General features: G+C 61.4%; 18 protein-coding genes. 10 read left to right on the forward strand and 8 right to left on the reverse strand.

The window, feature by feature from the left end:
• Positions 1–27: 27 nt before the first annotated feature.
• The 3 genes from ACQ4V8_RS01400 (at position 28) to bamC (ending at position 2,838) form a co-directional block, all read left to right on the forward strand.
• Positions 28–600, forward strand: a complete 573-nt coding sequence (locus ACQ4V8_RS01400) for a class I SAM-dependent methyltransferase (protein ID WP_010400513.1) — start codon at positions 28–30, stop codon at positions 598–600.
• 84 nt (positions 601–684) lie between these two features.
• Complete coding sequence (dapA, locus tag ACQ4V8_RS01405) at positions 685–1,563, forward strand: 4-hydroxy-tetrahydrodipicolinate synthase (RefSeq protein ID WP_010400512.1); 879 nt, start codon at positions 685–687, stop codon at positions 1,561–1,563.
• Between the two features lie 81 nt (positions 1,564–1,644).
• Positions 1,645–2,838, forward strand: a complete 1,194-nt coding sequence (gene bamC / locus ACQ4V8_RS01410; RefSeq protein WP_010400510.1) for an NlpB/DapX family lipoprotein — start codon at positions 1,645–1,647, stop codon at positions 2,836–2,838.
• A 171-nt stretch (positions 2,839–3,009) separates the two neighbouring features.
• Here the strand turns inward: bamC and ACQ4V8_RS01415 are convergent, their stop codons facing one another.
• Both ACQ4V8_RS01415 and ACQ4V8_RS01420 read right to left on the reverse strand, forming a co-directional pair.
• Positions 3,010–3,252, reverse strand: coding sequence for a hypothetical protein (locus tag ACQ4V8_RS01415; protein WP_436570774.1), 243 nt, complete (start codon positions 3,250–3,252; stop codon positions 3,010–3,012).
• A gap of 353 nt (positions 3,253–3,605) precedes the next feature.
• Entirely contained in the window at positions 3,606–4,727 is a 1,122-nt protein-coding gene (locus ACQ4V8_RS01420; protein ID WP_010400508.1) for a JmjC domain-containing protein, read from the reverse strand.
• 93 nt (positions 4,728–4,820) lie between these two features.
• On the opposite strand from ACQ4V8_RS01420, the gene ACQ4V8_RS01425 reads away from it, so the two are divergent.
• The gene (locus ACQ4V8_RS01425) at positions 4,821–5,372 is read left to right on the forward strand and encodes an FKBP-type peptidyl-prolyl cis-trans isomerase (protein ID WP_196854806.1); all 552 of its coding nucleotides are present in this window, start codon (positions 4,821–4,823) and stop codon (positions 5,370–5,372) included.
• A 403-nt stretch (positions 5,373–5,775) separates the two neighbouring features.
• Here the strand turns inward: ACQ4V8_RS01425 and ACQ4V8_RS01430 are convergent, their stop codons facing one another.
• The 4 genes from ACQ4V8_RS01430 to ACQ4V8_RS01445 form a co-directional block, all read right to left on the reverse strand.
• Positions 5,776–6,828, reverse strand: coding sequence for a hypothetical protein (locus tag ACQ4V8_RS01430; RefSeq protein WP_010400502.1), 1,053 nt, complete (start codon positions 6,826–6,828; stop codon positions 5,776–5,778).
• Positions 6,825–9,515 (reverse strand): DNA mismatch repair protein MutS, encoded by a 2,691-nt coding sequence (gene mutS / locus ACQ4V8_RS01435; RefSeq protein WP_436570775.1) that lies wholly within the window; start codon positions 9,513–9,515, stop codon positions 6,825–6,827. The genes ACQ4V8_RS01430 and mutS overlap by 4 nt, the downstream gene beginning before the upstream one ends.
• A gap of 239 nt (positions 9,516–9,754) precedes the next feature.
• Positions 9,755–10,279 carry a hypothetical protein gene (locus tag ACQ4V8_RS01440; RefSeq protein ID WP_142303446.1) on the reverse strand — a complete coding sequence of 175 codons (525 nt, stop codon included), beginning with the start codon at positions 10,277–10,279 and terminating at the stop codon, positions 9,755–9,757.
• A 29-nt stretch (positions 10,280–10,308) separates the two neighbouring features.
• Entirely contained in the window at positions 10,309–12,549 is a 2,241-nt protein-coding gene (locus ACQ4V8_RS01445) for a serine/threonine-protein kinase (protein ID WP_010400493.1), read from the reverse strand.
• Between the two features lie 295 nt (positions 12,550–12,844).
• On the opposite strand from ACQ4V8_RS01445, the gene tssF reads away from it, so the two are divergent.
• The 6 genes from tssF to ACQ4V8_RS01475 all read left to right on the forward strand — a co-directional run bounded on the left by tssF (position 12,845) and on the right by ACQ4V8_RS01475 (position 22,436).
• Complete coding sequence (tssF, locus tag ACQ4V8_RS01450; RefSeq protein ID WP_436570776.1) at positions 12,845–14,677, forward strand: type VI secretion system baseplate subunit TssF; 1,833 nt, start codon at positions 12,845–12,847, stop codon at positions 14,675–14,677.
• Complete coding sequence (gene tssG, locus ACQ4V8_RS01455; protein ID WP_436570777.1) at positions 14,638–15,666, forward strand: type VI secretion system baseplate subunit TssG; 1,029 nt, start codon at positions 14,638–14,640, stop codon at positions 15,664–15,666. Before tssF ends, tssG begins: the two co-directional genes overlap by 40 nt.
• 47 nt (positions 15,667–15,713) lie before the next feature.
• The gene (locus tag ACQ4V8_RS01460) at positions 15,714–18,458 is read left to right on the forward strand and encodes a type VI secretion system Vgr family protein (protein ID WP_436570778.1); all 2,745 of its coding nucleotides are present in this window, start codon (positions 15,714–15,716) and stop codon (positions 18,456–18,458) included.
• A gap of 23 nt (positions 18,459–18,481) precedes the next feature.
• Positions 18,482–20,731: a T6SS effector phospholipase Tle3 domain-containing protein gene (locus ACQ4V8_RS01465; RefSeq protein ID WP_436570779.1), complete on the forward strand. Its 2,250-nt coding sequence runs from the start codon at positions 18,482–18,484 to the stop codon at positions 20,729–20,731.
• 69 nt (positions 20,732–20,800) lie between these two features.
• Positions 20,801–22,144, forward strand: a complete 1,344-nt coding sequence (locus ACQ4V8_RS01470; RefSeq protein ID WP_436570780.1) for a hypothetical protein — start codon at positions 20,801–20,803, stop codon at positions 22,142–22,144.
• A 28-nt stretch (positions 22,145–22,172) separates the two neighbouring features.
• A complete protein-coding gene (locus tag ACQ4V8_RS01475) occupies positions 22,173–22,436 on the forward strand; it encodes a PAAR domain-containing protein (RefSeq protein WP_436570781.1) in 264 nt (87 codons plus the stop codon).
• On the opposite strand, the gene ACQ4V8_RS01480 is transcribed toward ACQ4V8_RS01475, so the two are convergent.
• On the reverse strand, positions 22,433–23,755 hold the full coding sequence (locus ACQ4V8_RS01480; protein ID WP_436570782.1) for an aspartate aminotransferase family protein: 1,323 nt from the start codon (positions 23,753–23,755) through the stop codon (positions 22,433–22,435). The two genes, ACQ4V8_RS01475 and ACQ4V8_RS01480, sit on opposite strands and share 4 nt — an antisense overlap.
• A 44-nt stretch (positions 23,756–23,799) precedes the next feature.
• Complete coding sequence (locus ACQ4V8_RS01485) at positions 23,800–23,934, reverse strand: hypothetical protein (protein WP_261980908.1); 135 nt, start codon at positions 23,932–23,934, stop codon at positions 23,800–23,802.
• Positions 23,935–23,937 lie beyond the last annotated feature (3 nt).

Genomic DNA, 23,937 nt, shown 5'->3' on the forward strand with positions numbered 1-23,937 from the left:
GGACGCACATAATCGATGGAAGTAACGATGCAAGTAACTGAAGCAATACTGGAAACTGAGACGATTTCGGGCTGGCTGCGCCGCTGGGCACCCCTGATCCCGGGCGGCGAAGTGCTGGACCTGGCCTGCGGCGCCGGCCGCCATGCGCGCCACCTGGTGAGCCTGGGCCATCCTGTGATCGCACTTGACCACGATCCTGAAATGCTGGAAAAGGCTGCTGGCACGGGTATCACCACCTCGCTGGTGGACCTGGAGGCACCGGGCGCCGTGTGGCCCTTCGCTGCCGGCCGCTTTGCCGGCATCGTCGTCACCAATTATCTGCATCGGCCCCTGCTCGAAGCCATGCTCGCCAGCCTGGCAGTCGATGGCGTACTGCTGTATGAAACGTTTGCGGAAGGCAATGAGCAGTTCGGCAAGCCGTCGAATCCGAAATTCCTGTTGCAGGAAGGCGAAATGCTGACTTGGGCGGTGCAGCACGGCCTGCGCGTGGTGGCGTACGAGGATGGGCGCGTGGAACAGCCAAAAGCTGCTCTGGTGCAACGAATTTGTGCCGTTCGGCCGGATTTTCCACGGCTGGCGGCCCTGCTGCCGACGTTTTGAGCGGCCATACTATGTCAGAATGCACCACAGGCGCGGGCTATCCGCTACAATCGTTGTTTTATTTATCGGCGCTATAAACTTACTATGATCAAGGGCAGCATTGTAGCAATCGTCACCCCGATGCACGCAGACGGCAGTCTGGACTTTCCAGGTCTGCGCAAGCTGATCGACTGGCATATCGCCGAGGGTACGGACGGCATCGTCATCGTTGGCACGACGGGCGAATCGGCAACAGTCAGCGTGGAAGAACACTGCGAACTGATACGCTTGACCGTCGAACATGCCAAGGGACGCATTCCTATCATCGCCGGCGCCGGTGGCAACTCCACGGCCGAGGCCATCAAATTGACGCGCTACGCGAAAGAAGCGGGCGCCGATGCTGTCTTGCAAGTGGTGCCGTACTACAACCGTCCTACCCAGGAAGGCATGTACCAGCACTTCAAGGCCATCGCCGAAGCCGTCGACATTCCCGTCATCCTGTACAACGTGCCTGGCCGCACGGTTGCCGACATGAGCAACGACACCATCGTGCGCCTGTCCGCCATCGCCAATATCGTCGGCGTGAAAGATGCAACCGGCAACATCGGCCGTGGTATCGACTTGCTGCGCCTCGTGCCGGCCGACTTCGCCGTGTACTCGGGCGATGATCCGACGGCCATGGCGCTGATGTTCTGCGGCGGCCACGGCAACATCTCCGTGACGGCCAACGTGGCGCCGCGCGCCATGCACGAACTGTGCGTTGCAGCCATGGCGGGCGAGCGCGCCACGGCGATCGCCATCAATAACAAAGTTTTTCCTCTGCACCAGAAATTGTTTGTCGAGCCCAACCCGGTGCCCGTCAAATGGGCGCTGGCCGAAATGGGCCTGATGCCGGCTGGCTTGCGCTTGCCACTGGTGCCACTGGCTGAAAATTGCCATGCTACCGTACGCGATGCCTTGCGCGACGCCGGCCTCCTATCCTAAGGCCGAACCTCAAGCCCGGACTCGACCAGTCCGGACCTTCCCTGATTCCAGCTGCTACTTAGCTTCTTATCCAGTTACGACATGACTAATTGCAAGAAAAACCAATCGGCGCCTGCCACCATCGCCATCCGTGGCATCGTCATCGGCACCATCGCAGCGAGCCTCGCCGGCTGCGGCATGATCAGTTCGGTAGTCGGCGGCGACAAGGTCGATTACAAATCGGTCAAGAAAGCCAGCACTCTGGACGTGCCGCCTGACTTGACGCAATTGCAGCAGGACAACCGCTACTCCTTGCCGGACGCGAAAAACGGCGTGGCGACGGCTTCCGGTTACAACGCGCAGCGCAACGCCGCGGCAGGTACGCCTGTCGTCGTGGGTGCCGACGGCGTGGTGGGCGTCGTCCCTGTCACGGCCGGTGGCGTGAAGGTCGAGCGCGCAGGCAACCAGCGCTGGCTGGTCGTCAAGCAGTCGCCTGAAGTGCTGTGGCCGCAACTGAAGCAGTTCTGGGAAGATTCCGGCTTCAGCGTCGCCATCGACCAGCCGACGGCTGGCATCATGGAAACCGAGTGGAATGAAAACCGTGCCAAGGTGCCGCAGGACATTATCCGCAGCACGATAGGCAAGGCTTTCGATGCGCTGTACTCGACGGGTGAAAAAGACAAGTTCCGTACCCGCGTGGAGCGCCTGGCCGACGGTTCGACCGAGATCTACATCAGCCACCGTGGCGTGGAAGAGGTTGTCACCGGCCGCGACAAGGAAAGCACCACCTGGACCGCGCGTGCTAACGATCCTGGCCTGGAAGCGCAATTCCTGGCCAAGCTGATGACGCGCCTGGGCGCGGCCAGCGACGATGCGCAAGCGAAGACGGCCGTCGATGCCGCCATCGTGCAGCCGCAGCACGCCAAGCTGGTGGGTGACGCCGCTACGCCAGCGCGCGCCATCGAAGTCGATGAAGGTTTCGACCGCGCCTGGCGCCGTGTCGGCCTGGCACTGGACCGCGTTGGCTTTACCGTGGAAGACCGCGACCGCACGCAAGGCACGTATTTCGTGCGTTATGTCGATCCGGACGCGGTCAAGAAAGATGGTTTCTTCTCGAAACTGTTCAGCTGGGGCTCGTCATCGGACAAGGATAAGGAAGCGCAGCGCTACCGCGTCCTGGTCAAGGCCGGTAACGGTTCGACCAGTTTGGTCAGCATCTTCAGCAATGAAGGTAAGCCTGACGTTTCGCCAGTGGCAGAAAAGATCCTGGGCTTGCTGAACGAGCAGTTGAAATAAGTGCCGCGACAGCGGCAGGTTTGAAAAACTTGCCGCGTATTAAGAAGGCTGGCCCGGGAAACCGCGTCAGCCTTTTTTGATGCTGACTGCCGCAGTTTTATCTTGTGGATAAAACTGCGGACGCAAAAAAGCCGGCCCGAAGGCCGGCTTTCTTTAGTGCAGGGTGCTAAATTACTTAGCAGCCGATGCAGCAGCCGAAGCAGCCGAAGCAGCGTCGGTAGCGGCCGAAGCGGCAGCAGCAGCGTCGGTAGCGGCCGAAGCAGCAGCGTCAGCAGCAGCGGCTGGAGCAGCTTCAACTACTGGTGCTGGTGCTGGGGTTTCAACTACTGGTGCTGGTGCAGGAGCTTCTTCTTTTTTGCTGCAAGCAGCCAGAGCAACAACCATCAGGGAGGCGATCAGCAGGGATTTTTTCATTTGTTTTCCTTAATTATTTCAAAAATTAAATCAATATTGTTGCGATGAATAATTACCGGTAATTATCGCTCGTTAGGTCGTCTTCGAAGGCTTTTCGTACCAGGTGGTGCCTGCCAGACAACGGAAACTTCCTAACCGAATATTATAGCGATTTTTGGTGCGTCGCAATAGGAGCAAGAGGCAAATTCGCAACTATTTTGTGATATCGCAATATTTGCCGAAGCAAATTGCAAGCAAGTGTAAGCGATTTGCGCAAGCACGACAAAACGATATAAAAATAATATTTTTCATTGCGCTAGCGCAGATGTTGCCATTTCATCTGTCGCCATACCACTTTGCTGCGTCACGATCATTCAGGCCAGTTCGATCCAGCCATCCTGATACCAGGTATACAAGGCATCCATCACGTCATCGGAAGCCTGTGCCACGGCGGCGCCATCGAGCGCGCGTTCGTTGGCTAGGGTTTCCAGGGCTGTTTTATCAGCCTTGCCAATGGCAAACGATTCGCCATTGATGAAGACATTCTTGCCACGATACAGCATCAGCGTCTTGCGCGACAACACGACACCCTTTTTCTGTGCGGCATCCGCGAAGCGGCCCACCGTCAGCGGCTTGGACAGCGGCGTGAAAAACACATTGTGCTTCGGTTCCGACAGGTGTTCACCGAGGAAAATGGTCACGTCTTCTTCCGTGAAGCGCACCTTGTTGATTTCTTCCGTGATGGTGCTGAGCATTTCACGCGGTATTTCCGCTGGCTTGCCCGATGCTTTCAAGTCGGGATCGCTGTAAATGCCCGGCAAGTCGATCGAGTCGGCCATGAATTGCAGGAACGCTTCGCCCAGTTCCTGGAACGTGGGCGAGCGGAAGCCGATCGAATACGTTTGGCAGTCGCCGATGGCCACGCCGTCGTGCGCGTAGTGGGGTGGCAAATACAGCATGTCGCCCGGTTCCAGCGTGAATTCTTCGTCGGGCGTGAAGTTGCTGAGGATTTTCAGCGGCAAACCGTCGATCAGGCTCAGGTCTTTTTGCGCGCCGATGCGCCAGTGGCGCTTGCCCTGGCCTTGCAGCAGGAACACGTCATAGGAATCGAAATGCGGGCCTACGCCGCCGCCATCGGTGGCGAAGCTGACCATCAAGTCGTCCAGGCGCGCATCTGGCAGGAAGCGGAACTGGCGCAGCAGGGCGTCGGCCTTGGCGCTGTGCAGGTTGGCGCCCTGCACCAGCAGGGTCCATTCCTTCTGTTTCAGCGAAGGCAGGCTGGTCAACGGACCTTGCTGCATATTCCAGTGGCCGTCCGCATGGCTGACCAGGCGCGATTCGACGTGATCGAGGGTGGCCAGTTCGGCCAGGGCCTTGAAATCGAACAGCGCCTTGAAGCCAGGCACGGCTTGACGGATCAATAAGGGTTTTTTATGCCAGTAGTCGCGCAGGAATTGCGCCGGCGTGATGTCGCCGAGGAGAGTTAATTTTTTCATGCGCCCATTATAACAACCGGAAATGCAGGAATGCGCCTGCCGTGGGCGGCGTGAAGGTATAATTTGTCAGCTTATACAATGAAAGGAAGCATAATGAAGATTGCCAAAAATACGGTCGTGACTGTCAACTACAAACTGTCAGACGCGCAAGACAATCTGATCGAAGATGGCCGTCAGCCTATGGTCTACCTGCATGGTGATTATGAAAACACCCTGCCGAAGATCGAAGAAGAACTCGATGGCAAGGAAGTTGGCTACGCCAACACGATCCAGATCGAACCGGATGATGCTTTCGGTGAATACGATCCAGCCCTGGTGAAGGTCGAGCCGCGCAATCGCCTGCCTGAGCCGCTGGAAGTGGGCATGCAGTTCGAAGGCATGCCGGAAAGCGATTCGCCGGACGAAGAGGCGATGATCTTCACGGTGACCGATATCGCCGACGACAAGGTTGTGCTGGACGGTAACCATCCACTGGCCGGTATCGCGCTGCGCTTCTCGCTGACCGTCGCTGACGTGCGCGCAGCCACCGACGAAGAAATCGCCCATGGCCACGTGCATGGCGCACACGGCCATGACCATGGCGATGAAGATGATGAAGGCGAAGGCGACGAAGGCGATCACTTCCGCACTCACCCCATCCACTAATCTGAAGACGCCTGACTAAACCTACTGCGCGCAGCGGGACGCGGCCGGCGATGCTCACCGTACTAGAGTACGGTTGCGCTTCTCGGCCACGCCGCGCAGCTGCTCGCTACGGTTTTGTCAGGCGTCGTGACGTTTGTTGGTCGTGACGCCTGTTGTTCGATAAATAAAGGCTGGCCTTGCGCCTAATGCCGTTCAGTTAGTGTGTTAGTGATGCTATTTTTAGCCCAAGAACCAGGACAGGGGTCGGACCCTGAGGGGGAATGTGCTTCAATGGAGCACATTCCGATCACGGAGTGACCGACCCCAGCTCTTTGCCTCTGGGGTTAGCGAATTTACTGGCGCTCATCAATCACGCCAAAATCCTTAACTGAACGGCACTATGGCCTTGCGCCAGCCTTTATGTTTACCTGCGTACAGTAGACGCCTTGACGCGCGCTTGCCTTGATGGCCGCGTGGCCCGTTGACGTACCTCAAAGAATGGCGTCTTGCCGGGCCGTACGGCGATGGCGGACCAGTCGTTGTCGATACTGACGTGGCCCAGGTTGCCTTTCCAGTTGATAGTCGGCCCGCCGGCCCTGGCGGTAGCCTTTCCAATCTTGCCCTCCTTGCCGTCCTTGCCGTTCGCCTCGCCTGCGCGCTGCGTATCGACCAGCAAAACCTTGCCGCCAAATTTCTTCGCCAGGGTGCGGACTTGCTTGCGCGGTCCGGCAAAGCCATCCTGCTTCGCGCTGAAGCTGGGCAGCAGCGAATTGTCGTCTTCGTCCAGCACGCCCACGTCGCCATCGGAAAACAGCACGATGCCGTCGAGTTTCTTGCGCTGCGCCATGGCGAACAGGCGCTGCAGCCAGGAGCGGTTGGCGACCAGCCGGTCTTCGAATTCGCTGTTGCGTCCCGCTTCTGGCAAGAAATGGTTGTTATTCGCGGGCAGGTTGACGGTGGCAAACAGCACGCCGCCGTATTCCCAGTGGGCGTTTTCCGCATAGCTGCGAAACTTCGCCGTCGAGGACAGCCGCGACAGGGTCAGCTTGTGCTGGCCCAGGCTTTGGTCGTCGGCGAAATAAACGTCGCGCAAGCGGTTCAGGCGTTCGATGGCGTTGACCCTGCCGCGCGAATTGCGGCAGTTGGCCCAGTCGCTGGCCGACAGCGAGACGATCAGCGGCGGGCCGCTGGCGTCCAGCACATCCTTGCGCTGGCCATACAGCTTGTCGCTGCACGATTCGCTGGCAGCCTTGATGCCGGTGGCCACCACGAAGGAGGCATTGAAGGCGCTGGTGTCGGCGATGGCTTTTTTCAGGGGGCCATCGTCCGGCCCCGCGTTGAATGAGTGGCCCAGCACGGCGAACTCGAAGCCGGCCTGCCCGCCCGGGGCGGCCAGCGCCGCTTGCCAGGGCAGGCTGGCGACCAGCAGGCCGGCAGCGAGCAGGCGTAGGCTGGCCATGCTGCGCCGCATGGTCATGCGGCAGCCAGCCGTTTCAACTGATACAGCTGTTCCAGCGCGTCGCGCGGCGTGAGCGCATCGGGATCGAGGTCGGCGATCGCGTCGAGCAAGGCTTGCTGCGCTGTATTGAGCACGGCCAGCGGTGCCGCTTCCTCTTCTTCCTCTTGCGCATATGGATCGGCGGAGGGCAGCGAGAACAGGTCGCGCTGCGGCGTGGCGTCCAGCGCCTGCGCTTCCAGGCGCGCCAAGTGCTTGCGCGCGGCCTTGATCACCGGCTGCGGCACGCCAGCCAGCTGCGCCACCTGCAAGCCATAGCTTTGCGAGGCGGGGCCGGCTTGCACGGCGTGCAGGAAGACGATGCTGTCCTTGTGCTCGACGGCGGACAAATGTACGTTGGCCGCGCTCGGGTGACTGTCCGGCAATTGCGTCAGCTCAAAATAATGCGTGGCAAACAAGGTAAAGCTGCGGCTGCTGTCGATCAGATGGCGCGCGATCGCCCAGGCCAGGGCCAGGCCGTCGAAGGTCGAGGTGCCACGGCCCACTTCATCCATCAGCACCAGCGAGTGCTCGGTGGCACCGTTCAAAATGGCGGCCGATTCCGTCATTTCCACCATGAAGGTCGAGCGTCCGCCCGCCAGGTCGTCGGTGGCGCCGATACGCGTGAAGATGCGGTCGATGGGACCGATGGTGGCGGATGCGGCCGGCACGTAGCTGCCCACGTAAGCCAGCAGGGTAATCAATGCCACCTGGCGCATGAAGGTCGACTTACCGCCCATGTTCGGGCCGGTAATCAGCAGCAGCCGGCGCTCGTTGACGAGGCGGCAATCGTTGGCGATGAAGCGCTCGATCTGCTTTTCCACCACCGGGTGGCGGCCTTCGACAATGTTGATGCACGGCTCGTCGACCAGTTGCGGCGCGGCCCAGTTGTGCTGCTGCGCATGTTCCGTCAGCGCATTCAGGGTGTCGAGCTGGGCCAGGCCCTGCGAAATGGTCTGCAAGCTGCCGATGTGCGGCGCCAGCTCGGCCAGCAACAGGTCGTACAGCATTTTTTCGCGCACCAGGGCCTTGTCTTGCGCCGACAGGGCCTTGTCTTCGAACACTTTCAGTTCCGGCGTGATGTAGCGCTCGGCGTTTTTCAGGGTCTGGCGGCGGCGGTAGTCGTCCGGCACCTTGTCCGTCTGGCCGTGCGTGACTTCAATATAGAAGCCGTGTACCTTGTTGTATTCGACGCGCAGGTTGGCGATGCCCGTGCGTGCGCGTTCGCGCGTTTCCAGGTCGAGCAGGAACTGGCCCGCGTTTTCCGACAGCGCGCGCAACTCGTCCAGTTCGGCGTCGAAGCCGGTGGCAAACACGCCGCCGTCGCGCACCATGGCGGCTGGCTCCTGCGCCACCGCGCGCACCAGCAAGTCCAGGCAGGCGGTCGGTGTTGCCAGAGCCGCGTGGATGGCGGCCAGCAAACCGGTTTCGCCGCCTTGGCCAGGTCCATAACAACGGACTACGTCGCCGCGCAGGGCCGGCAGTTGCAGCAGGCCGTCACGCAGGGCGGCCAGGTCGCGCGGACGTGCCGACAGCAAGGCGATGCGCGTGGTGATGCGTTCGATATCGGGCACTTGCGCCAAGGTGGCGGCCAATGGCCCCGCCGCTTCGCTTTGCGCCAGCGCGGCAATGGCTTCATGGCGCGCGCGCGCCACGTTCTGGTCGCGCCGCGCATGGTGCAGCCAGTGGCGCAGCATGCGCGAACCCATGGCCGTGCGGCAATGATCCAGCAAAGAGAACAAGGTTGGCGATTCCTGGCCGCGGATGGTTTCCGTCAATTCCAGGTTGCGCCGCGTGGCCGCGTCCAGGCCGATGAATTCGCTTTCCGTTTCCGTCGTCAGGGAGCGCACGTGCTGCAAGCCCCGTCCCTGCGTCGACTGCGCATAGCGCAGTAGCGCGCCGGCCGCGCCAAACGCGGCGCCGAGGCCATCGGCGCCAAAGCCGGTGAGTGTCGCCACGCCCAGCTGGTCGAGCAGGGCCTTGTGGCCGCCCACCACGTCAAAATGCCAGTCCGGCACGCGGTTGATGTGCGTGCCCGCGTAGTCGTCAAACAGGTTGCCATTGTCGCCGCTCAAGATTTCGGCAGGCACGATGCGTTCCAGTTCCTGCTGCAGGCGCGCGGCCACGGTGCTGCTGTCGCCGGAAAACTCCATCAGTTTTAGTGCACCGCTGGCCAGCGACAGCCAGGCCAGGCCCGTGGTGACCGTCTTGCGCTGCGTGATGCTGCACATGGCCAGCAGCGGGCGCTCGGCCTTCTCGGGCAGCAAGTCGGCATCCGTCAGGGTGCCCGGCGTGACCACGCGCATGACCTTGCGCTCGACAGGCCCCTTGCTGGTGGCCGGGTCGCCGATCTGTTCGCAAATGGCCACCGACTCGCCCAGCTTGACCAGCTTGGCCAGGTAACCATCGAGCGAATGAAACGGCACGCCGCACATCTTGATCGGGTTGCCACTGGCCACGCCGCGCGCCGTCAGGGTAATGCCCAGCAGGCGTGAGGCTTTTTCCGCATCCTCGAAAAACAGCTCGTAGAAATCGCCCATGCGGTAGAACACCAGCATCGTCGGATGGTTTTCCTTAATGCCCAGATATTGTTGCATCATGGGTGTGAGCTTTTCAGCCGAATTTTTCTTTGCCGCGGCGGCGTTGATTTCTTTTGGGACGGTGGTCATGTGTTCTTTGTCGTTGGTCCGGCGGCAGGAAAACGCTTGCCTGCCGGGCTATGGGGGGTGCTATGTGCGCTCAAGGCCGCGCTGCTAGGCGATGCTTGAGTCCAAGGCCGTCATTTTACCGCTTTCGGCAGGCGAGGCGGCGTATTGCGTGCGGATGTGAAAAAGCCGCGCCGACAGAGGTCGGGGCGGCTTGGAATCTTATGCGACTGCAAGCAATTGCCTGTCAGTGAGCGTACGGACTACGTCTCGACGTTACCCCCCACAGATGCTTCCGGATCAAAACTGAAGACGCGCAATTCCGGCAAGTCTTGCTCGCCTCGAATGATGCGCACGGTCAGTACGAACGAGAGTTCCCAGCGGCCCTTGCTCTGACCCACGTCAAGGTTGTGTTTCCATTCCTGGCGGATGCGGCGCAGATCGGGCAGGGCAGGGTCTGGCGGCAGTAAATGGGACTCGAAATCCAGGGGCACCTGATAGGTGGCGCCGGCGGCTTGCAGAAAGGGCGACGGCAGCGAATAGCGGGTGGGTACATCGGGGCCGATTTGGGTCAGCTGGGGTACGCTGATGAGGCAACAATCGACGATTTGGAACCCAGTAAAACCACTCGCCTTGGTGCCACAGCAATTGACTTCCAGGTAGACGTGCTGGCCTTGCTGAAAATGCACACCGCCCATGTAGGGGCCGTGGCGCGGGTCAGCACTGCCGTCGCAGGAGGTAAACGCATAGTCGAGCTGGTTGGTGATTTGGTCTGCATCAAAATGCACGGATAACTTCATCCAAGGGCTTGCAGGCGTCATTTTTTATTGTCTCTTTCTAGGTTGATGAGAAATTGTTGGTAGCGAGCATCTCGCCGTAGTGTCAATAGATCAGGTGCCGATTCGATCAGGTTGATGGGGTAGCCACGCTCCATCGCCTGTTTTAATGCCGCCATCGCTTCGTTGCGCTTGCCTATCAGCTCATAGGTCAGCGCTGCCCTGAAATGGATATCGGGCAATGTGGGCGCTAGCCGAACAGCTTGCGCTACGTGCCTTAGCGCATCGTCTGGTAAGCCTGCATAAGCCGCATACAATGCCAGCCGGGAGTTGACCTTTGGGTCGTCCGGAGAGTGTTGCAGCATGACTTTGATCAGTGTAATGGCACGACGGTAGGAGTCGCGCGATAATTCCATCTGGCCGGGGACCCAGCGTTGAGCGTCCGCCAGGTTTGCCCATAGCAGGTAATTGCCAGGATTGCCTTTGTTTTCCGAGACGGCATTTTTAAAGGCCTGGACTGCTCCCAGATAGTCGCCCCTGTTAAACAGGGCGTTGCCCAGGTTGGTATACAGTTCCCAGTCGGGATGAACCTGCAATCCTCGCTGCAATACTTGCAGGGCTTCATCGCTTCGATTCAAGCGTTCAAGCGTCGCGCTGAGCTGGGCATACGCATTGGCCACCTGTGGGTTCATTTGTATGGCTTTCCGAAAGAGCTTTTCAGCTTCCGTGTAATTGCCCTGGTTGTAGTGCATCCTGCCCAACATCGAAATGAATGGGCGATCACGGGGATACAAGGCGATGGCCTTGTCAAGCACGTCCCTGGCTTGATCAAATTTTTGTGCGTGGATGAGCAGGCGTGCTTTGCCGTACATGCCCAGCGGATTGTTTGGTTCCAGATTCAGTGCCGTAGTAATTTCCTGCATTGCTTGCCGACGGTCGCCATGATGTTCAATAGCCCAGGCTTGCGCCACATGGGCAAGAGCCAACTGATCGTCTGCTGCCAATGCTTGTTTCGCAGCGACATCCGCGCGTTGCAGCCAGGTTTCATCCCGGTTGCTGCCTAAATAGCGCAATGTGAAAACCAGCGACAGGCAGGCATTTGCCGCAGCGTGTTCAGGATTGTGTTTAAGTACGGTACTGAAATATTCAACTGCCTGTTTCTGTGCGCTTTCTTGGTCAAACGAACGCAACGCCTCCATCCCTGCCGCCATGCTGGCCATTTCCGAATACGGCGCGGGCGCCTTTTCGCCCGTGACGAACGATTTGACGGCAGGAAGGATATTGGGCAGCTGCCATCCTGCCAGCACCGCCAGCAGCGCCACGCCTGCGCCCCACTGCAGGGTGCGCTTGCGGGGCAGAGGCAGGCGGATGGAGACGCTGGCGGGTGGTTCTTCCTTCGCGGGCGTCTCGTCAGCAAGGGGCGCAGCCACGGTCAGTGGGTCGCCGCGCTGGCCACCTATCGCCTCGCGCACGTCGCGCATGGTGCGTGGCCGTTCGGCCGGGTCGTGCGCCGTCATCGCGCGTACGAGGGCGTTGATGGTGGGCGGCACCGATTCCGGCAGGTCGGGCCACGGTTCCGTCGCCTGAATGTGGGCTGAGGCCAGGGCCAGGCCGTTCAGGTGGGCGAAGTGGCGCTGGCCGGCCAGCATTTCGTACAGCATGGCGCCCAAGGCATACACGTCGCCGCGCGTGTCGGGCAGGCGGCCCATCAGACGCTCGGGCGCCATGTAGGCGATGGTGCCCTGCAAGTCGCACAGGGTGGTCGTTTGCGTCGCTTGCGGGTCGATGTGGCGCGCCAGGCCGAAGTCGAGGATGCGCACCTTGCCGTTCGCCTCCAGCATCAGGTTCGACGGTTTCAAGTCGCCATGGACGAGGTCCATGGCGTGCGCCTCGTCCATGGCGTCAGCGATCTGGTAGGCGATGTCGAGCGCGGCTTGCAGGTCAGCCTTGCCGCTGTGCATGAACTGGCCCAGGGTCTGGCCTTCGACCAGTTCCATGACGATGGACTGGCTCGTGCCTTGGCCCTCGATGGCGAAAATGCGTACGAAGGCGGCATGCTTGAGCGAGGCGGCCAGGCGCGCTTCATTGATGAGTTTTTCCGGATGCAGCACGTCGGCTTGCGGTTTCAAGCGCTTGAGCGCCACGCTACGGCACAGCTTGGCATCCCAGGCTTCGAATACATGGCCGAAACCGCCTTCGCCCAGCAAGCGACGCACTTCGTAGTGCCCGCCGATCGTGTCGTCTTGCGACGGGGTTTGACGCAGGGAGTCTAGCAGTTCCATATTCCTTGGCTTCGGAGTGCATCACCGTGGGCATCCATCATCGAAAGGGTCAATGCGATGTTTGAGTGCCCAAGATGATTGATTTTGAGTAACCTTCTGATTTAAAACTATTGTTTCGCATAAGTCAATTAATATTGGCAAAGATAGAACAAAAGTTGCTTAATCGGAAGCGAAATGGTATTCCTTGCTGACGCATGCAGGCAATCTTGTTCAAACTCATATTCCTCGTTCCCGCTTCCCCAATAATGCAGACGGGGCTGTACCGGCATGTGTCGACCAGGCAATGGGAGCGGGCATGGATGAGTTGCTACAGTATTACGAGCGCGAACTAGGCACCTTGCATGCGCACAATCAGGCGTTTGCCCGGCGCTACCCAGCCATCGCTGGCGCCTTGGGCATCCTGGGCGGCGATATGGGCGACCCGCATCTGGCGCGCATGCTACAGGCGTTTGCCATGTTCAATGCGCGCACGGCGAAGCGGCTGGCCGATGGCTTCGGCACTTTCAGCGAAACCTTGTTAGAAGTCAATTTCCCCCATTGTTTGCGCCCGTTTCCTGCCTGCGCCATTGCCCGCATCGACAACGACGCGGGCACGGTGAGTGAGCTGGCCACCATTCCACGCGGCACGCTCATGCATGCGGCCGAGCACCAGGGTATCAACTGCAAGTTCACCACCACCTACGATGTCGCCGTGGCGCCGCTGCGCCTGGCTGATGTGCGCTTTCAGTCTATCGTGGCGACGCCGCCGGTAGTGCGCCTGGCGCCTGACTTGGGGGCGGCGATCAGCATCACGCTTGAAGCGACGGGCGCCACGTCCACGCTATCCGGGCTCGCGCTGCCGGCGCTGCGCCTGTTCCTCGACGGCGAGCCCGCCTTTTGCGCCACCTTGCGCGACAGCCTGTTCCTGCGTGCGCGTTGTGCCTATGTGGAAGTCGATGGCGTATGGCAGGCGCTGGCCGCAGTGCCCTTGCATCCGGTCGGCTTTGCTGCCGAGGATGCCTTGATGCCGGCCATGGCCGCCTCGCATCGCGCTTACCGACTGCTGGGCGAATGGTTTGCCTTTCCGGATAAATTCAATTTTGTCGACCTCGACCTGGCCGCGCTGCATCCGCTGTTGCCGCCAGCCTGCCGGCGCTGCACCGTGCACCTGTTGCTGGCCGACGTGCAGGCCGATGCGGATATCGCGCGCATTTTGCGGCCCCTGTCCGCCAGGCATCTGCTGACGGGATGCACGCCCGTCGTCAACCTGTTTCGCCAGCCGGCCAATCCCATTCGGCTGACGCACGCGAGCGCCGAGCATGTGCTGCTGCCATCGGTGCGGCAGGCGCATTGCTACGATATTTACAATGTCGATAGCGTGCACATCCTTAGTGAAACGCAGAACGGCGGCGCACTCGATGCGTTTCACCCGTTCTATTCGATGCGCCATGGCGAAGCGGGCGGACGCCAGGGGCGTTACTGGGTGACGCGGCGCGACGAAGACATGGCGCTGAGTAATCCCGGCTACGACATGCGTATCGCCTTTGTCGACGGCGCCATGCAGCCGCTGCACGACGCCACGCAAACGGTGTCCATCATGCTCACCTGCAGCAATCGCGATTTGCCAAGCCGCCTGGCGTTCGGCAATGCCGCGGGCGATTTGCACCATGATGGCGTGGCCAGCGCCTTGCCGGTGCGCCTGCTGCGCAAACCCGGCGCGCCGTGCCGCTTCCCTGTGGGTGCGGCGTCACACTGGCGGCTGATCGCGCAATTGTCCCTGAACCATCAGTCGCTCAATGAACAGGGCTTGCCGCTCTTTAAGCAAATACTCGAGTTGTACAACTTGCCCGGTTCGGCCAGCGCCGCGCGCCAGATCGCGGGCGTGACGGGACTGCGCCAGCGCGCCGCCAGTACCTGGCTGCACGATGAGGCGGGCGGCAGCCTGGTCTTCGGCATCGACGTCCTGCTGTCCGTCGATGAAGAAGCCTTTGTCGGCAGCGGCTTGCATGCCTTTGCCCAGGTCATCGAACGCTTTCTCGGGCTGTATGTGCACCTGGCCTCGTTTACCCGCCTGATCGTCTTATCGCAGAAGACTGGAAAGGAGTTGTTGTGCTGCCTGCCACGCAATGGAAACCAGACGCTGGTGTAGTCGCGCGCCTGCTGGCCGATCCGTCCGGCACCGGCTTCTTTCAAGCGGTGCGCCTGTTGTCGGGCTGGCTGATGCAGCAGGGTATTTCGCAAGAGCAGGTGTTTGAGGATTACCTGCGCCTGCATGGCAGCGCATCGCTGTCGTTTGCGCCGGGAGAAATCGAACAGCTGTGGCTGGAGCCGAAGGCGGACGGCGATATGCAGGTGCATGTGCGAGCAGCGATGCTGGGTTTTTTAGGCGTGCATGGCAGTTTGCCGCTGCATTACACGGTAATGCTCGCCCGCCACGAGCGGCAGACGGGCGATGGTGGTCCCCGTGCCTGGCTCGATACCTTGTCGCACCGCGCGCTGGTGCAGTTTTATCAGGCCTGGGCCCGCTACCGTATCGAATGCCAGCAAGATGCCGACGGCGGCGATTTCCTGCCCTTGCAACTGGCACTGGCGGGTGCCTGGCCTACCGAGGTGGCCAGGCAGGACGATGGGCTGCCTGCGCATGTGCTGGCCCATTATGCGGCCCTGTTGCGGCATCGGCCCGTGGCGGCCGACGTGATGCAGGCGGTGCTGTCCGAGTATTTCGGCGTGCCCGTGCACATACAGCGTTTTGTGGGGGCCTGGTTCCGGCGCGCGCCGCAAGAGCGGACCTTGCTGGCCACCGCCCATGCCCGGCTGGGGCACGGCGCCATGCTGGGCGAGCGCTGCCGGCGCGCAGACTTGCGCGTGCGTCTGGTGCTGGGGCCGCTGGAGCGCCGTGTCTACGAGGATTTTTTGCCCGGCCGGCCAGGCGCGCTGGCCCTGCGCCAGATGCTGGCGCTGTTTGGCTTGCCCGGCATGAGTTTTGAAATACGCCTGGTGCTGCGCCGGGAAGACGTGCGCACCTGTGTTCTGGGCATGGGCGCCTGCCTGGCGGAGGATGCCTTCCTGGCCGACCAGCTGCCCGCCCGCGAGCGTGACGACATGCATTACGACATTCGATTCGATGGCTCCGCCTGAGACCGCCTTATTGATGGACCCCGCTGAATGCTGGAAGGAAAAAAATCATGGAAGACTACACGCAATGGCTGGTCGTGAACAAGGCCTTGACTGCCAGCAACCGCGCTCTGCGGCTACGCCTTGCTTACCCGGAAGGCATCAATGACGATATCTTGCTGCCACAACGTATCAGCGGTAGCGAGGCCATCTGCGGCGCGATTGAGTACCGCATCCTGTGCGTGGCTACCGAGGTGCAGCTGCCGCTGAAACAGTTCATCGCCGTGCCGGCCGAATTGCAGATCGTCACCGACGATGGGCAGCTGCGCAGGGTCTGCGGCATCGTCGCCGAAGCGAGCGCCGGGCAAAGCGACGGCGGCTTGGCGACCTATCAGCTGGTGCTGCGTGACGGTCTGGCGTTGATGGAAAAACGCATCAACACGCGCGTGTTTCGCAATAAAAATGAATTGCAGATTGTGCAGCTCCTGTTTGATGAGTGGCGGCAGGGTAATAGCGTACTGGCCGCCAGCCTGGATTTCGCCATCGATGCGGCGCTGGCGGCGCGCAGCTTGCCCGCGCGCGAATTCACGATGCAGCACAATGAATCCGATGCTGCCTTCATCCGCCGCCTGCTCAGGCGCTGCGGCATCGCCTGGTGCTTCCAGGCGGCAGCGCCGTCCAGTGCGAACGCCGCGCACGTGCTTGTACATACCCTGCTGCTGTTCGACGACGCCAGCCGTCTGCCGCAAAACGCAGCTGGCACGGTGCGCTATCACCGCGATGACGCCACCGAGGAAAGCGATAGCGTGACGGCCTGGAGCGCCGTGCGCCGCTTGCAAGCGGGAAAGTCCGAACGTTACAGCTGGGACGATGGTCATCCGCACAGCCCGCAGTTCATGGCCACGCAGTCGCACGGCGACGTGGATCAGGGCGCTAATGGCAATCGCCTGGCGGCCAGTCTCGACGACTATATCGTGGAGCCGCCGCTAGCCGCTGCTAGCCACGACGCATTGCGGCAACTGGGCCAGCTGGCGATGGCGCGCCACGATATGGACAGCAAGTGCTTCCAGGGCGAAGGCTGCGTGCGCGACTTTTGCGCGGGCCAGTGGTTCAGCCTGGAAGGCCATGCCGACATCGACACTCACCCGTTGGCCGAGCGCAGTTTCGTCATCACAGCCTTGAGCGTATGGGCCAGCAATAACTTGCCGACAGCGCTAGATGCGCGAGTCGGGCGCCTGTTTGCGCAGAGCGGCTGGCAGTACGATGCCGGCCCGGCGCACGGTCCTGGCGCCGATGGCCAGCCGGCCTTGCGCTACCGCAACCATTTTACTTGCGTGCGGCGCGGCATCGCCATCGTGCCTGCCTTTGATCCGCGCAGCGATTTCCCCGTCGTCCGACTGCAAAGCGCGCTGGTCGTCGGGCCTGCTGGCGAGGAAGTGCATTGCGATGCGCAGGGACGTGTCAGGGTGCGTTTTGGCGCCACGCGCGCGCCGGACCACGCGCATGCCAACGGTTCCGGTGCCTCCGATACGGAGCGCGATTCGGCCTGGGTGCGCGTGGCATCGAGCTGGACCGGCAATGGCCCGGGTAGCGGCAAACAATGCGGCACCTTGAGCTTGCCACGTATCGGCGCGGAAGTGCTGATCGATTTTCTCGGCGGCGACCCGGACCGGCCCATCATCGTCGGCCAGCTGTACAACGCCGTGGGCGCGCCGCCGAGCTTGAGCGCGCGTGGCAGCTTGCCTGGCAACCGCTATCTGTCCGGTATGCGCAGCCGCGAAGTGCACGGCGGGCGCGGCAACCAGCTGTGCTTTGACGATACACCAGCGCAAATCAGCGCCCAGCTGGCCAGCGACCAGGCGGCCACGCAATTGAACCTCGGCTATCTGACCGAGCCGCGCAGCGACGGTGCAGGGCGGCAGCGCGGCGACGGCTTTGAATTGCGCAGCGACGCCAGCGGCAGCGTGCGCACGGCCCGTTCGCTGTTGATTTCGGCCTGGAAACAGCTGGGCGCCAGCGGCAAGCAGCTCGACGGCAGCGAGCATGCCGCCGTGATGAAAGAGTGTCTGGAATTGTTTAGCTCTCTGGGGGAGTTTGCCGCCCAGCACCAAGCGCTAGCGTTGGACATGGCCGGTAGCCAGGCGCTGGGAGCGGCCATTGCCGCCGACCAGCCCGCCATTAGCATCACGGCGCCCGAGGGCGTGGCGCTGAGCACGCCCAAGACCATCGCCGTCAATGCGGGCGCGAACATCGACCTGGTGGCCCAGCAGCATCTGCAACTTAGCGCGGCCCAGCGCTGCAACGTCAACGCGGGCAAGGGCATTTCCCTGTTCGCGCACCAGGACGGCATCGTGCAGGTGGCCCATTTCGGCAAGTTTTTGCTGCAAAGCCAGCACGATCTTCTGCAGGCGGACGCCGCCAAGGACATCCGCCTGACGGCCGGCACGCGCCTGGTCGGCGTGGCGCAGGACGAAATCACTTTCATGACGGCGGGCGGCGCCTACCTGAAACTGTCGGGCGGTGCTGTGGAACTGGGCGGCCCGGGCGCCCTGACGGTGAAGACCAACGGCCATCACTGGAACGGCCCGGCCAGCATGAAGGCGGAACTGCCCACCTTCGGCGAAGGCGAACTGGGTCGCGTGCCACGCTTGCTGCGTCCCACCGACGGCATGCCGGTCGAAGGCGTGGAAGTGCACATCGAGCGCGAAGGCGATAGTCCCTTGACGGGCGCCAGCGGCGCGGACGGGCGCGGGCCGAAGGTGGTCACCGATCATTTGCAGCGGCTGAAGGGCTTCTTCTTCCGCCGCCGTTCCTGAAACCCGACCTCGGAGAACACACCATGCAGTTCGATCCCCACCCGCCGCTGTGCGACGACCCCACAATCGACATCCTCGGTCAATTCTCCTGCAGCGCCAATTTCCAGAGCAGCGACAGGGACACGCTGCAGCAGTTGCCACTGCCCGGCATCATTATCTTCGTGCACGGCGTCAATTCCGATGGCGAGTGGTACGCGGCAGCTGAAGAGGGCTTGTGTCAGGGACTGAACCAGCGCCTCAAGCGTTCCTGCTATCACCTGCAGCACCGTGGCGTGGAAGGCGGCGAACTGACGGCGGTCAGCTATGGCGCCGAGATCACGGCCGAAGGCTTTCTCCATCCGGAAATGTCGGCCGATACCTTGATCCGCGATGCTGGTACTTTTTCTCCCGTGATCCGCTTTCGCTGGGGCTACAAGGCTACCGGCGAGGAACTGCAAAAGTATGGCAAGGGCATCTACCTGAATGAAGAAGATTACTGGGGTGGCGGCCCGTTTGCCAATGGCTGCAGCGCGCTGGCGGACCTGTGGAAGGAAGGGCTGAGCGAGGATCTATTCTTGTGGAACAAGATACAGCACATGAATCCCTTTTCGGAACGGCAAGTGTACAGCTGCCCGCCGCGCCCGTATTTCGTGCTGGCCGCCTATCGTCTGGCCCGGCTAGTCGAGTCCATTCGCCAACAGCAGGCCGATGTGCCCGTCACCATCGTTTGCCACAGCCAGGGCACGATGGTGGCGATGGCGGCCGCCTTTCTGGGCGCAAAGCTGCCCAAGGTAAAGGGCAGCTTTCCCTGCGTGGCCGATAACTATGTGATTTGCAATTCGCCGTACAGCCTGGCGAAACGCAATAGGGCCGAGAACTGGGTAGCCAGCAATCTGCGCGCGGCGGACGGCAGCACGGGCAGGGTGACGGTGCAGGCGCGCATCGCCACCTTGAAAAACTTCTTTGCCATCATCGGCCACCGCGCCAGCCTAGGCGAGGCGCAGACAGACGAGGAAATCGACCGTTGCATGGCTAATCTAGAGCACGGTTTTTCGGCCGCTGCGGACCGCGAGCAATATGGGATTGCCGGTGCCGCACGCGGCGGCAAGAAATCATCGTATGGCAGGGTGACCATCTATTGCAATCCGCACGACGTGGTGGTGTCATCCGTCGCCATCGAGGGCATTGGCTGGCGCGGCCTATCGGGCTCGTTGCAAGCGGACAGCAAGGACGGCGGCGAACTGGCGGCCACCGAGGCCGCAGGCGTGTGCGTGCAGCGCGTGTTTGCCCAGGGTTTTGAGGTGGGCAAGCAGGGCAGCTATCACTACTGGAGCGATCACTGGCGCAAGCCTGCGCCGGACGGCAAGGACTTCTGGTTTCCGGCACAGAAATATGCGTCGTATTCCATCAAGCAGGGCGTCGAGGCCAGCCAAGGCTTCTTTTCCACCATCCTGACGGTCGGGTTTGCGCCCTTGTTTATCGTGGCAACAGGCCTGGCCCGCAGCCCCTGCAATGTCTCGCCCCACAAAGATTGGAAAATCGAACTGAGCGCACCCGACTTGCTGCCGCCCTTCAAGCCGCAGTCCTTGCGCTTTGGTCAGACCAGCGAGCAATTCGACGAAGGCTACGATCCACCCGGCGAATCGCGCCAGGCGGGCAAGCAGCGCGCGCCCGGCGACGATTACTTCGCCAATCATGAAATTCCTCCCGGTGGCTTGCAGGGGCAGGCGGCAAAAGACGAAGCCAAACGCATGGACATTGCCCGGGGCACGGCCGACGACGAGGCGCGCCTGCGATTCGAGCAGCGCGCGGTGATACGCGCGCAAGCCTTACGGCAAGGAAAAAGTCCCGCAGGCCAAAAAGTGCAGCAGGAAATGCCCAACGCCACCCCTGACGCCGCCTACCAGCAATGGCGCAGCACGCGGATAGCGGAATCGATGTCCAGCCAGGCCGGCGCCTACGCCACCGACCATTCCAGCATCTTGAGCAACCCCATGCACGCGGAGCGGGCACTCGCATATGACGTGGCGATAGGCGTGTGTCGCATCAAGCCGGAGCAGCTGCGCAAGTTGAGGGTGGCGGCGGATTGGCGGTTGTTGAAGTGGGTGGATGACGATAATTCTGCCATCGAATTCCTGGAATATTTTAATAAAGGAGAGCTCCATCGGAAAACTATTTCTGCTTGGGTAATGCAGTCCGGATGTGAGGCTGGTATGCCGACTTTAATCATCGATAGGCGTGAAAATTCGCCACCAGATCCGAGGCCGACGTCCGGTGAAATGGCGCATGGGTAACTCCATGTCGATTGATTCCCTTTATTAAGAATGTTACTCACAAGTTGTTTCCACCATGGAGAATCTCGCATGTCGAAATCCATTTTTTTGTATGCATTACTTGTGTTTTTGGCGCTAATTTTTCTGACGGCCTGCGCGCGTCTTCGTGCATCGCCTGTTACGCCGGAAAATGCCGTTGCCGCCTCACCTGATACCGTCAAGCGACCGTACATGGCACAAGTGGTAGCCGTGCAATGGCTGAACCCTTTGCAACGGCGGGATTACCCCACGGAATGGCAATTGCTGTGGACTATGGGACTGGTGCAACCAAATCCTGCCGATGACATGGTCAAGGAAAACCCTATCAAGTATTCTAGTTTACAGGCTGTTTCACCTGTCGTCGCTGGAAATGAAGGTGAGGAAACGTTTCGTGGCTATCATCGGAAGTACATTCGTGAAGTTATGAATTTATTCCGTAGCCCGTATTTTTCAGATCCCGAGTATTTCTATAACGTCCATTCATCCAAGGACAGGTCGCGTTGGCGTGAGTTGGCCGGCATCCATGTTGAGTATGCGATTCCTGAAGGAAAGCTGGATCTTGCCGATGCGACGGATTTTGTGCGCGAGTACATTGGTGATATCTTTGATATTGGCAATCCCAACTTCCCCACTCTCTGGACCCGCGCCACCCCACCAGACGTCCGCGTCACCATGGGCGGCCCCAACGCCGGTTTTACTTCACTTTCTGCCGCGCTCGACTACCTGCAAACCCACCCCAAAGAAACCGTCTGGGCCATGAACTGGGATGCGCCCAGCCGGCCGCTGGACCGGCAGATCAACGAGAACTTGGTACTGCTGGTACTGGCCGGCCCTGACTACAAGACGCAGCGAGCGCCGCTGGCGTGGCTAGGCTATCCGAGCACGAAACAGGCGGCGGATTTCGAGTCGAAGAAGGGCGAACCTCCGCGCTTGGTGCAGGCGTGGACGGCGGCCATCGAAGACGCGGCGGCTAAGGCCAATCAAGACGAGACCGGGATCGGCTATCTCATCCACGACGCCGGCAATACGCACCACGATTCGTCCGCACGCCTCGGTGCGCTGGCGCAGACACTCACCCTGCAATTGCCGGAATTCGACTTTCTCAAGCAAAGCTTCAATTTGACCGCCGTGCTGGGCGAGACTGGCGCAGGCACGGCGCTGACGAATGTGGCGCTGGGCATCGCTTACGCGCACCATTTCGGCAAGGCCGTGCTGGTGGCTGGCACCAGCGACCTGTCTGCCCCCGTGGCGCTGGTGGTGGCGCCGCCGGCGGTGGTGCGGCCGATACAGTCCGGTAAACCGTGGTTCCGCGCGCGCAGCGGCAACCACGCTTACTTGCCGTGGTGGGGCTTGCGCCACGATGCGCGCGAGTATTACCAAGGATTCTCGCAATGAAGCGCTGTCATTATCCAAGGAGAAGAGCATGCGTGGTGTAATCCGTTTGAATGACCCCACCAGCCATGGCGGCAAGGTGGTGGGGGCGGCGCCGAACAGTACGGTGCTGGGCGTGGCTGTGGCGCGCAAGGGCGACCCTTGCGCGTGTCCGATAAAAGGTCATGTGCGCTGTGTGATCGCCGAGGGCGATCCGCAGGTGCTGATCGATGGCGTGCCCGTGGCGTTTGACGTGCACAAGACCAGCTGCGGTGCCAGCCTGATTTCCACCGTGGGCAACAGCGGGCGAGGCTAGCCCACGCAAGCGTCGATAGCCGCGCCAAGCTTGTCGACGATTTCATCGACGTGGCTGGCGTTGATGATGTAGGGCGGCGCCAGCAGGATGTGGTCTCCATGCAGGCCGTCGATGGTGCCGCCCATGGGGTAGCACATCAGTCCGCCCTGCATGGCTTGCGCCTTGATATGCGCGTGCAGACGGCGGGCCGGGTCGAACGGCTGCTTGCTGGCACGCTCTTGCACCAGTTCCAGCCCCAGGAACAGGCCGCGGCCGCGGATGTCGCCCACGTGCGCATGGCCATCGAAGCGCTGGCGCAAGCGCTCTTGCAGCAAGCCACCCATGGCGCGCACATTGGCCAGCAAATCGCGTTCCTCGATTTGCCGCTGTACGGCCAGGGCGGCGGCGCAGGCGGTGGCGTGGCCGATATAGGTGTGGCCATGCTGGAAAAAGCCCGTTCCGGCGCGGATGGTGTCGCGGATGTCTTTGGATACCATCACGGCGCCGATGGGTTGGTAGCCGGCACCGAGGCCCTTGGCGATGCAGATCAGGTCGGCCGTGATGCCTTCTTGCTCGCAGGCGAACAAGCTGCCCGTGCGGCCCATGCCGCACATGACTTCGTCGAGGATCAAGAGGATGCCGTGGCGCTGGCAGATGTCGCGCATGCGCGCAAAATAGCCGGTGACGGCGGGCAGGGCGCCGGCCGTGGCGCCGACGACGGGTTCGGCGATGAAGGCCATGACGTTCTCTGCGCCCAGTGCGGCGATATTGTCTTCCAGTTCCTGGCCCAGGCGCGCCACGTAGTCAGCATCCGTTTCATGCGCCAGCTGCTCGCGCCAAGCGTAGCAGGGCGACACATGCGTCACGTCGACTAGCAGCGGCTCGAACTGCTGGCGGCGCCAGGCATTGCCGCCCGCAGCCAGCGCGCCCAGGGTGTTGCCGTGGTAGCTCTGGCGACGCGCGATGATGTGGCGGCGCTGCGGCTGACCCCGTTCGACGAAATACTGGCGCGCCAGCTTGAGCGCGCTTTCCACCGCTTCCGAGCCGCCCGAGACGAAATACGCGCTGTCGATGCGGGCTGGTGCCCGCGCGACGAGGAAGTCGGCCAGCTGCTCCATCGGTTCGCTGGTAAAGAATGCGCTGTGCGCATACGCCATGCTGGCAAGCTGCTGCTGCACGGCGGCGATGACGGCCGCATTTGCATGGCCAAGGCAAGAGACTGCCGCGCCGCCGCAGGCATCGAGGTAGCGCTTGCCATCTGCATCGATCAGGTAAGGGCCATCGCCGCCCGTGGCGATGGGGTAATTGGCCGTCAGGCTGCGGTGGAAGACATGGCTCATGGCATCGCTTTCTTATCGGCTGGGGAGAGGGCCGCAGAGTGGGCCTATTCTGCGCGCAGGCGTTCGACAAAAATGGTGGTGAGTTCCTGCCAGCGGGCAAAGCGCAGTTGCTGCGCCAGATGCACCTTGGTCAGGTTCATCGGTGCGGCGTAGCGGGCGTGGGGTGTCGCTGCCTGCATGGC

The organism is Janthinobacterium paucivorans (assembly GCF_051380805.1).
GTDB lineage: Bacteria > Pseudomonadota > Gammaproteobacteria > Burkholderiales > Burkholderiaceae_D > Janthinobacterium > Janthinobacterium lividum_D.